The sequence below is a fragment of the Streptomyces sp. URMC 123 genome (assembly GCF_051386515.1).
Classification (GTDB): domain Bacteria; phylum Actinomycetota; class Actinomycetes; order Streptomycetales; family Streptomycetaceae; genus Streptomyces.
Genome location: NZ_JBPQTV010000261.1, coordinates 1 through 9,105, shown reverse-complemented (window position 1 = coordinate 9,105; position 9,105 = coordinate 1). Strand labels below are relative to the sequence as shown.

Annotated in this window: 6 protein-coding genes; 5 read left to right on the top strand and 1 reads right to left on the bottom strand. The window is 75.8% G+C overall.

Going from position 1 to position 9,105, the window contains the following annotated elements; genetic code table 11:
* On the top strand, positions 1 to 219 hold a 219-nt coding region (locus ACSNOD_RS24025; RefSeq protein WP_436769114.1), incomplete at its 5' end, for an NPCBM/NEW2 domain-containing protein.
* 67 nt (positions 220 to 286) lie between these two features.
* Here ACSNOD_RS24025 and ACSNOD_RS24020 read toward each other — a convergent pair.
* The gene (locus ACSNOD_RS24020) at positions 287 to 2,563 is read right to left on the bottom strand and encodes an asparagine synthase-related protein (RefSeq protein WP_436769113.1); all 2,277 of its coding nucleotides are present in this window, start codon (positions 2,561 to 2,563) and stop codon (positions 287 to 289) included.
* A 987-nt stretch (positions 2,564 to 3,550) separates the two neighbouring features.
* Here ACSNOD_RS24020 and ACSNOD_RS24015 point away from each other — a divergent pair.
* The 4 genes from ACSNOD_RS24015 to ACSNOD_RS24000 all read left to right on the top strand — a co-directional run.
* Entirely contained in the window at positions 3,551 to 4,996 is a 1,446-nt protein-coding gene (locus ACSNOD_RS24015) for an MFS transporter (RefSeq protein ID WP_436769112.1), read from the top strand.
* 272 nt (positions 4,997 to 5,268) lie between these two features.
* Positions 5,269 to 6,477 carry an L-2-hydroxyglutarate oxidase gene (lhgO, locus tag ACSNOD_RS24010; protein WP_436769111.1) on the top strand — a complete coding sequence of 403 codons (1,209 nt, stop codon included), beginning with the start codon at positions 5,269 to 5,271 and terminating at the stop codon, positions 6,475 to 6,477.
* 134 nt (positions 6,478 to 6,611) lie between these two features.
* Positions 6,612 to 7,490 (top strand): tRNA (guanosine(46)-N7)-methyltransferase TrmB, encoded by an 879-nt coding sequence (gene trmB, locus ACSNOD_RS24005; RefSeq protein WP_436769110.1) that lies wholly within the window; start codon positions 6,612 to 6,614, stop codon positions 7,488 to 7,490.
* A 150-nt stretch (positions 7,491 to 7,640) separates the two neighbouring features.
* Positions 7,641 to 9,105: PrsW family intramembrane metalloprotease (locus tag ACSNOD_RS24000; RefSeq protein WP_436769109.1), on the top strand; the 1,465-nt coding region annotated here is incomplete at its 3' end.

Here is a 9,105-nt window from a genome sequence, read left to right as displayed (position 1 = left end):
GACGACATGACGCTGGGCATCGGCGCGATGCGGTTCTCCGTGTACGCGGACGGGGTGCGGCTGTGGCGCTCGCCCGTGCTGCGCGGGTCCGACCCGGCGATCCCGGTGCGGGTGCCGCTGGTGGGGCGGCGGGTCCTCCGTCTGGTGGTCGAGCCGGGCGAGCCCGGGGCGGTCATCGGCGTGGCGAACTGGGCACGGGCGCGCGTCCACTGCGGCTGACCCCACCGAGGAAAAGGCCACCGGGCGCCGGCGAAGGCGCCGGCGGTCCCCACGGTCTCCGGGGGGGTCAGAGCGCTGGGCGGCGGCTCACTCCGCCCGCCACCGCCCGCTGGCGGGGCGCCGCCTCGCCCGTCCAGCACGTGCCGCGCCGCGCGAGCAGCCTCCGCAGCCACACCTCCGTCGACACCAGCTCCGCCAGCCCGTCCAGCGGCACCGGCGCCCCCTCCGCCGCCGACCGCAGCGCGCGGCGCACCACCCGGGCCTCGATCAGCCCCGCGTCCGCGAGCAGCGGTGCCTCGAAGAGGGAGACGAGGTCGTGGAGCACCGCGCGCAGCCCGGCGCGGGCGGCGGCCAGCTGCGGGGCCTGGGAGGTCGCGCCCCAGCCGGCCGGCAGGTCCCGTACGCCCGCCCCCGCCAGGACGGCGCGCAGTACTGAGGCGCGCGCCCCCGGCTGCACACGGAGCGCCTCCGGCAGGGCGCGGCAGGCCCGTACGACCTGGTTGTCGAGGAAGGGCGCGTGGAGCCGCTGGCTGCGTACCTCCGCGGCCTGCTCGAAGACGCGGTAGTCGGCGGCGTGGCGGACGAGCGCGGCCCGTGCCCGCCGCTCGCCCGGCCGCTCCAGCGGCTCCGGCCGCAGCGCCGCCTCCTGCAGCCGAACCGATACTTCAGCCAGTGCCTCGCCCGTCAGCCAGCGGGCCGCGGGCCCGGGCCGGCACCACGCCAGGGCCGCGAGCGAGGCGAACACCGCTCCCCCGACCGCGCCGGACGCGCCCGCGCCCGCGCCACCGTCGCCCCACGGGTCCCCCGCGTCGCCTTGGCCCCGGAAGCCGCCGGCCGCGCCAGGGCCGTGGCCGCCGCCGGGGCCGCCGAAGCCGCCCGGACCGTCGTCGAAGCGCCGTTCGAGCAGCCGGGCGGCCGCCTCCCGCAGGCCCTCGCAGTACGGCGTGCGGGCCAGCCGGCGGGCGGCGCGATAGACGGTGAACGGCACGAACAGGGAGTGGGCCGAGGGCCCGTCGGCTTTGGCCAGGGCCGCCACGGGCCGCAGCAGCCGGCGGCGCTGCCGGTCCATCAGCAGATCGGCGAGGCGCGCGGGGTGGGCGTCGAGGACCTGCCGGGCGCCGTGCCCGACGAGGTGGTCCGCGCTGCCGGCGGCCAGTCGGCGGCGGTGCCGGGCGGCGGTGGTCAGCGCGGGGCCCGGCTCGTCGGTGAGCGGCAGCAGGTCGAGGTCGGCGAAGGGCAGGGCCTCCTCCCCGGCGGCGACGACCACATGGCGCAGCCGGGGGTTGGCGGCGATGCCGCGCGCCCGCTCCAGCTCCGCCTCGCGGTCGGCGGCGCCGGCGGGCCCCGCCCCGTAGGCGGAGCCGGCGCCGCCGTCGGCCGCGGGGCGGAAGCCGGGGCCGAGGTCGCTGAGGTCGTTGAAGGTGACGGCGAGCAGCCGCTCGCCCGCGGTGCCGCCGTGGCCCAGGGGCACCCCCGGCACCCCGGGCAGCCCGGCGGCGAGGAGCGCGAGCGTGGCGGAGGCGCTGCCGCCGGAGAGGTCGGCGCCGACCCCGGGCGCGGGCGCGCCCCGGGCCGCCCGCCGGTCGGCGGGCCCCATCCCCGGCACGGGCCCGGGGTCGGGCTCCGGCAGGGGCGCGTGGCGGGGCGCGGCGAGCCGGGCGCGTACGGCGTCGACGAGCGCGTCGCGCACGCCCTCGACGGCCTGGGCCGCGTCCAGGCGGGGGGCGGCGACGGCGAGGGAGGCGGTGGGCTCGTAGCCGGTGACCTCGCGGGTCCCGTCGCGCAGGATCAGCGCGTGGCCGGGCGGCACGCGCCGGACGCCGGCGTACGGCGTGGCGTCGCCCAGGGCCTCCGGGGAGTCGGGGCAGGCGAGCAGCGCGGCGAGGTGGGCGATGTCGAGCTGGGCCTCGACGAGGTCGGCGAGGGGCAGGGCCGCGGTGGCGTAGGCGGTGCCGCCCCGCCACGGGGTGTGGAAGACGGGCCGGGCGCCGGCGAGGTCGGCGGTGACCGTGATGCGGCGGCCGACCTGGACCACGGCGGTGTAGCTGCCCGGCCAGGCGGTGAGGTGGCGCAGCGCGCCGCCGCGCGCGGCGAACAGGCCGACGCGCAGCTGTTCGTCGGAGGCGCCGCAGCGGCCGAGGACGGCGAGGCGGGTGCCGGCGTCGGCCTGGACGACCCGGATCTCGTCCGGCCGCCAGTCGCCGACGGCCCACAGGGGGTCGGGGTCCGCCCAGAGCAACTGGGAGCCGACCGGTTGGACCGTACGGGCTTCGTCGTTGACCGTACGGCCGTCGGCGGTGACCGGTCCCGTGGTGGCACTGCTCCACCCCACCAACCACCGCATCGCCGCCTCCACAGGGTGGGCAAACAGGACGTAAGCAGCCATCATGCACAGCGAGCCGTCGATTCCGGCATCGAACCCGGCCGCGCCTCGCACAGGATGCGCTCGCCAAGTGGCCTTCCGCCGACGCGAAGTGCTCTCCGTCACGGACCATGCTGCCACGACCACGGCGCGCGGGAGGGGCACAAGGGAGCGCACTCGCACATGTCGTACGCCTTTGGGCGCTCCGGCAGTACGCCCTTGGCGGGGGCTCGCCCGGCGACCGGGAGCGCACAACGGGCCGAAGGGGGCTCGGCGGGGGCACCGGAAGGGGCGGCCGGGGAGGAAGCCGGCCCCGGCGGGCGAACGGGCCGGTCGGACCGAACGGAGCGAACCGACCGAGCAGGCCGAACGGAGCGAACCGACCGAGCAGGCCGAACGGACCGAACGCGCCGAACGATCAAAGGCGATCGGCATCGACGATCAAGTGGTCGCGGCTCGATCCGGCCCGTGAGCGACTCGATCCGGCCCGGAGGGGAGCCGGGCACAAGACGTCCGAAAGACGGCGGGAAGGCGGGGATGATCAGGGCGGCCCGGCGGCGTAACGTCCCTTCCCCGCACCGCTTTTCGGCCAAGTTGCCGCCGTACCCCCGTGCGGGCGTATCAGCGCACAACACCACAGTCCGGGAGGCGGCGACCGCCCCCCGGACCGTTCCGCCGCCCGCGGGGAATGAGGCGGCGGTGTCCCCCAGCCCACTTCGCTCCAGTGCAGCGGGCCGACCCACGCAGCACCCATGGAAGCGCTCCCGCAGTGGCGCAGTAAGAGCGCACGGACAGGCGCACGGCCACACACAACCGGAGCACGAATCTCCCCGCCGCACGCCAGTACGGACAACAATCTCGCCATCCGGGACAACGCCCCTTAACGGTCGGGATGCGGCGAACTACGCTGGGTTTACGAGAGTGTCCCGCACAAAGCCGGGGTTGGCCGTCGGGTGTCGAGGGGTGGACATGTCCAGGGAGGTACGCGGGCCGAACGAGAAGCTCGGCACCGTTCTCGCCCTCGCGGGGATCAGCAACGCCGGGCTGGCGCGCAGGGTCAACGACCTCGGCGCGCAAAGAGGGTTGACGCTTCGGTACGACAAGACCTCGGTCGCCCGCTGGGTGTCCAAGGGCATGGTCCCCCAGGGCGCCGCGCCCCACCTGATCGCCGCCGCGATCGGCAGCAAGCTCGGCCGCCCCGTCCCGCTGCACGAGATCGGGCTGGCCGACGCCGACCCCGCTCCCGAGGTGGGGCTCGCCTTCCCGCGCGACGTGGGCGCCGCCGTCAAGTCGGCGACCGAGCTGTACCGCCTGGATCTGGCCGGGCGGCGCGGTGGCAACGGCATCTGGCAGAGCCTGGCGGGCTCGTTCGCCGTCAGCGCCTATGCCACCCCCGTGTCCCGCTGGCTGATATCCCCGGCCGACAGCGCGGTGGGGCGCGCCGCCCAGGACGCCGAGCCTGCCCAGCAGAACGGTTCCGGCGGGGACGCGCCGCCCCAGCGGGTCGGCCACAGCGATGTGACGAAACTGCGCGAAGCGGCGGAGGACGCGCGCCGCTGGGACTCCAAGTACGGCGGCGGGGACTGGCGTTCGTCCATGGTCCCCGAGTGCCTGCGGGTCGACGCCGCGCCGCTGCTGCTCGGCTCCTACAGCGACGAGGTCGGCCGCGCCCTGTTCGGCGCCGCCGCCGAACTCACCCGGCTCGCCGGCTGGATGGCCTTCGACACCGGCCAGCAGGAGGCCGCCCAGCGCTACTACATCCAGGCCCTGCGCCTGGCCCGCGCCGCGGCCGATGTGCCGCTCGGCGGCTATGTGCTGGCCTCCATGAGCCTCCAGGCCACCTATCGCGGCTTCGCCGACGAGGGCGTGGACCTCGCCCAGGCCGCCATCGAGCGCAACCGCGGCCTCGCCACCGCCCGCACCATGAGCTTCTTCCGGCTGGTGGAGGCCCGCGCGCACGCCAAGGCGAGCGACTCCCAGGCCGCCGGGGGCGCGCTGAAGGCCGCCGAGAGCTGGCTGGAGCGGGCCCGCGAGGGCGACCCCGACCCCACCTGGCTGGGCTTCTACTCCTACGACCGGTTCTGCGCGGACGCGGCCGAGTGCTATCGCGATCTCAAGGCGCCCCGGCAGGTCAGGCGGTTCACCGAGCAGGCGCTGTCGCAGCCGACGGAGGAGTTCGTCCGCTCGCACGGGCTGCGCCTCGTCGTGTCCGCCGTCGCCGAACTGGAGTCCGGGAACCTCGACGCGGCCTGCGCGCAGGGGGCCCGGGCGGTGGAGGTCGCCGGGCGGATCTCCTCGGCCCGGACGACCGAGTACGTGCGCGATCTGCTGCACCGGCTGGAGCCGTACGGGGACGAGCCGCGCGTCATGGAGCTGCGCGAGCGGGCGCGACCGCTGCTGTTCGCCCCGGCGTGAGCGTACGGGGCCGGGCGGGGGTGCGAGCCGTACGAGGTGGGGCGCGGGTGTGATTCGTACGGGCCGGGTGCGGACGTGATCCGTACGGGTTCGGGTTTGGCCATACCCCGGGCGGGGGGATTTCTTGATCGTGAATTGCCGATCCCCCGGCCCTCCCGCGTCCGGCACCGCTCCGGGCCGCCGGGCGTTGTCAGTGGGGCGGTGCATCATCGTCAGTGGTGATGCGTGACCGCCGGTGTCGTGCCGGTGGCCGGGGGTGGGGAGGTGAAGCGGTGACGTACGACGGCGCCGGCGATGTGCTGGTGATCGGGGGCGGGATCATCGGCCTGTCCACCGCCTACGCGATCACGCGTGCCGCGCCCGGCACGCGCGTCACCGTGCTGGAGAAGGAGTCCGGGCCCGCGCGGCATCAGACGGGGCGGAACAGCGGTGTGATCCACAGCGGGATCTATTACGCCCCGGGCTCCCTCAAGGCCCGCCTCGCGGTGCAGGGCGCGGCCGAGCTCGTGAAGTTCTGTGTGGAGCACGACCTCCCCCATCGGGTGACCGGCAAGTTGATCGTCGCCACCGAGCGCTCCGAGCTGCCCCGGCTGCACGCGCTGGTCCAGCGGGGCCGGGAGAACGGCATTCCGGTGCGGGAGCTGGGGCCGGCGCAGATAGCCGAGTACGAGCCGCATGTGCGCGGCCTGGCCGCCATCCATGTCGGGACGACGGGGGTGTGCGACTTCTCGGCGGTGGCGGCGACGCTCGCCCGACTCGCCGAGGACGCGGGGGCCGAGATCCGGTACGGCTCCGAGGTGACGGCCGTGGCCCGCCGCGCCTCGGCGGTGGCGGTCCGGACGGCCGACGGGGCCGTGCTGCGCGGGCGGGCGCTGGTGAACTGCGCCGGGCTGCACTCCGACCGCGTCGCACGGCTGGCGGGCGACCGGCCGGGGCTGCGGATCGTGCCGTTCCGGGGGGAGTACTACGAGCTGGCGCCCTCGCGCGCGGAACTGGTGCGGGGGCTGGTCTATCCCGTGCCGGACCCGGCGTTCCCCTTCCTCGGGGTCCATCTCACCCGGGGCATCGACGGCTCGGTCCACATCGGGCCCAACGCGGTGCCGGCGCTGGCCCGCGAGGGGTACCACTGGCGGACCGTGCGCCCGCGCGACCTGGGCGGCACGCTCGCCCACCCCGGCATATGGCGGCTGGCCCGGCGCCACTGGCGGTACGGCGCGGGGGAGCTGCGCCGCTCCCTCTCCCGGCGGGCCTTCACGGACGCCGTGCGCCGGCTCCTGCCGGAGGTGGAGGAGGCGGACCTGGTGCGGGCGGCCTCGGGGGTGCGGGCGCAGGCCGTGCGGGCGGACGGGACGCTCGTCGACGACTTCGCGTTCGCGCGGTCGGGGCGGGTGGTCCATGTGCTGAACGCTCCGTCGCCGGCGGCGACGGCGTCGCTGCCGATCGGGAGGGAGGTCGCGCGCCGGGCGCTGGCCCTCCTCTGACGCCCGGCCCCCCCTCTGACACCGGCCCCCGCCAGCCCGGGGCCGGGCCGCGAAGACCAGGGTCTCCAGGCCCGCCCGAGGGGGCTTCCGGCCCTGGGGGCGGCTCCGCGCGGGGCCGTAGAATTGGCGGCACTGTGCTTGAGTCCGAGAAGTCCCCCGCGCCCTCCGCCCCCGGCTCCGCGCCCTCGGCCGCCGGCCGGGCGCGCGTGCCCGAGCCCGCCGGACCGCTCGGCGACGGTCACGGCGGCGGTCACGGTGACGCCCCGAGCGCCACCGCCGAGCCCCGCCGGATGCTCTTCCCCGAGGGCCCCGCGGCCGACCCCGCGGGCTCCCACCACGAGCGCCGCATCCGCAGCTTCCGGCCGCGCCGGGGCCGGGTGACCGTCGGCCAGGGCGAGGCCCTGCGCCGGCTATGGTCGAAGTGGGGTCTGGACATCGACGGCCGGCACCGGCTGGACCTGGGCGAGCTGTTCGGCGTGCCGGACCTGCCCGTGGTCCTGGAGATCGGCTTCGGCATGGGCGAGGCCACCGCCGAGATGGCCGCGGCCGACCCCGGCACGGGCATCCTCGCCGCCGATGTGCACACCCCTGGCCAGGGCAATCTGCTCAACCTGGCCGAGCGCAAGGGCCTCGACAACGTCCGGGTCGCCAACGGTGACGCGATCATCCTGCTGCGCGAGATGCTCGCCCCCGGCTCCCTCTCCGGACTGCGCGTCTTCTTCCCGGACCCCTGGCCGAAGAAGCGGCACCACAAGCGCCGGCTGATCCAGCCCGAGTTCATCGAGCTGGCCGTCACCCGGCTGAAGCCGGGCGCGCTGGTGCACTGCGCCACCGACTGGGAGCCGTACGCCGAGCAGATGCTCGAGGTGCTGTCCGCCTGCCCGGAGCTGGAGAACACCCAGCCGGACGGCGGCTACGCCCCGCGCCCGGACTTCCGCCCGATGACGAAGTTCGAGAGCGCGGGCCTGGCCAAGGGCCACAAGGTCAACGACCTGCTCTTCGTCCGGCGCTGAGAGCCCGCGCGAAGGGCTTGCGCGAAGGACTTGTACGCGCGCCCCGGGTCGTACGCCCGCGCACGCCGTCAGCCCATCGAACACACCCGAACACCGTGCGTGAATCTCACCACGTCGCGACCGGGCCCGCGGCCTCGTTAGGGTCGATGAGTGCATCCCTCCCCGTCCTCGCAGCCGCATCCGGTCCCGGCCTATGAGCCGCGACCGCAGTTCGAGGCCGTGCCGGCGCGCGCGCAGTGGCGCTACCGCCCGTATCGCGCGCTGTGGCACAGCAAGGCGCTGCGCGCGGGGGCGATCGTCGCCCTGCTCGCCCTCTCCGGCCTGGTGATCCTCGCGCTGGTCCGCGCCCAGACGGGCACCGAGGGCTTTCTCGTGGGCCTCGGCCTGGCCGTGCTGCCGGTGCCGCTACTGATCGCCGCGTTCCGCTGGCTGGACCGGGTGGAGCCGGAGCCCTGGCGGAATCTGTGGTTCGCCTTCGCCTGGGGCGCCTGCGCGGCGACGCTGGTCGCGATCGTCGCGAACGGCTTCGCCACCGAGTGGCTGGCGACCACCGTGGTGGGCTCCTCGCCCGAGGACGCCGACACCTGGGGCGCGACGGTGATCGCGCCGGTGGTGGAGGAGAGCGCCAAGGCCGCCGCCGTGCTGCTGCTCTTCCTCTTCCGCCGCCGGGACTTCGACGGGATCATCGACGGTGTCGTCATCGCCGGGATCACCGCCACCGGCTTCGCGTTCACCGAGAACATCCTCTATCTCGGCAACGCCTTCGGGGAGGACCAGGCGGCCGGCGCGGACGGCATCCGCTCGGTGACGGTGGCGACGTTCTTCGTCCGCATCGTGATGTCGCCGTTCGCCCACCCCCTGTTCACCGCGCTCACCGGCCTCGGCTTCGGCGTCGCCGCGCTCACCCCGCGCCGCCAGCGGGTGCGCCGGGTCCTGGTGCCGCTGGCGGGGCTGGCGACGGCCATGGTGCTGCACGCGGTGTGGAACGGCTCCGCCACCGTCGGCGGCCTCGGGTTCCTCGCGGTGTACGCGATGTTCATGGTGCCGGTGTTCGGGCTGCTGGTGTGGCTGGTGATCTGGTCCCGCGGCAATGAGCTGGCGACCGTACGGACGTTTCTGCCCCCGTATGTGGCGGCGGGCTGGCTGACGCCGGCCGAGCCGCACGCGCTCTCCTCGATGCGGGCCCGCCGGATCGCGCGGAGGGCCGCCCGCGCGGCCCATGGCTCGCGGGCCGCGCGCCAGGTCGGCGAGTACCAGTCGTTCGCCACGTCGCTGGCGTTCCTGCGGCAGCGGGCGCACCGGGGCGCGGTGGACGCGGACTTCGTCGCCCGGGAGCAGGAGCTGCTCCACCATCTGTGGCAGCGGAAGGCGGTGGCCGCGCCGGCGCTGGCGCATGCCGCGCGGGTCACGGCGCGGCCGTGGGTTCCGCCGCAGTGGGGGGCGGGCGGGCCCTTCCCCTACGCGCCGCCGTCCGCGTACCAGCACCCGCACCCGCATCCGCAGGCACATCCGCATCCGGGGCCGTACCACCACGCCCAGCGGCCTCACCAGCCCCAGCAATCACCCCAGCACCACCGGCCGCAACACCAGCCGCAGCCGCACCCCCAGCCGGGCT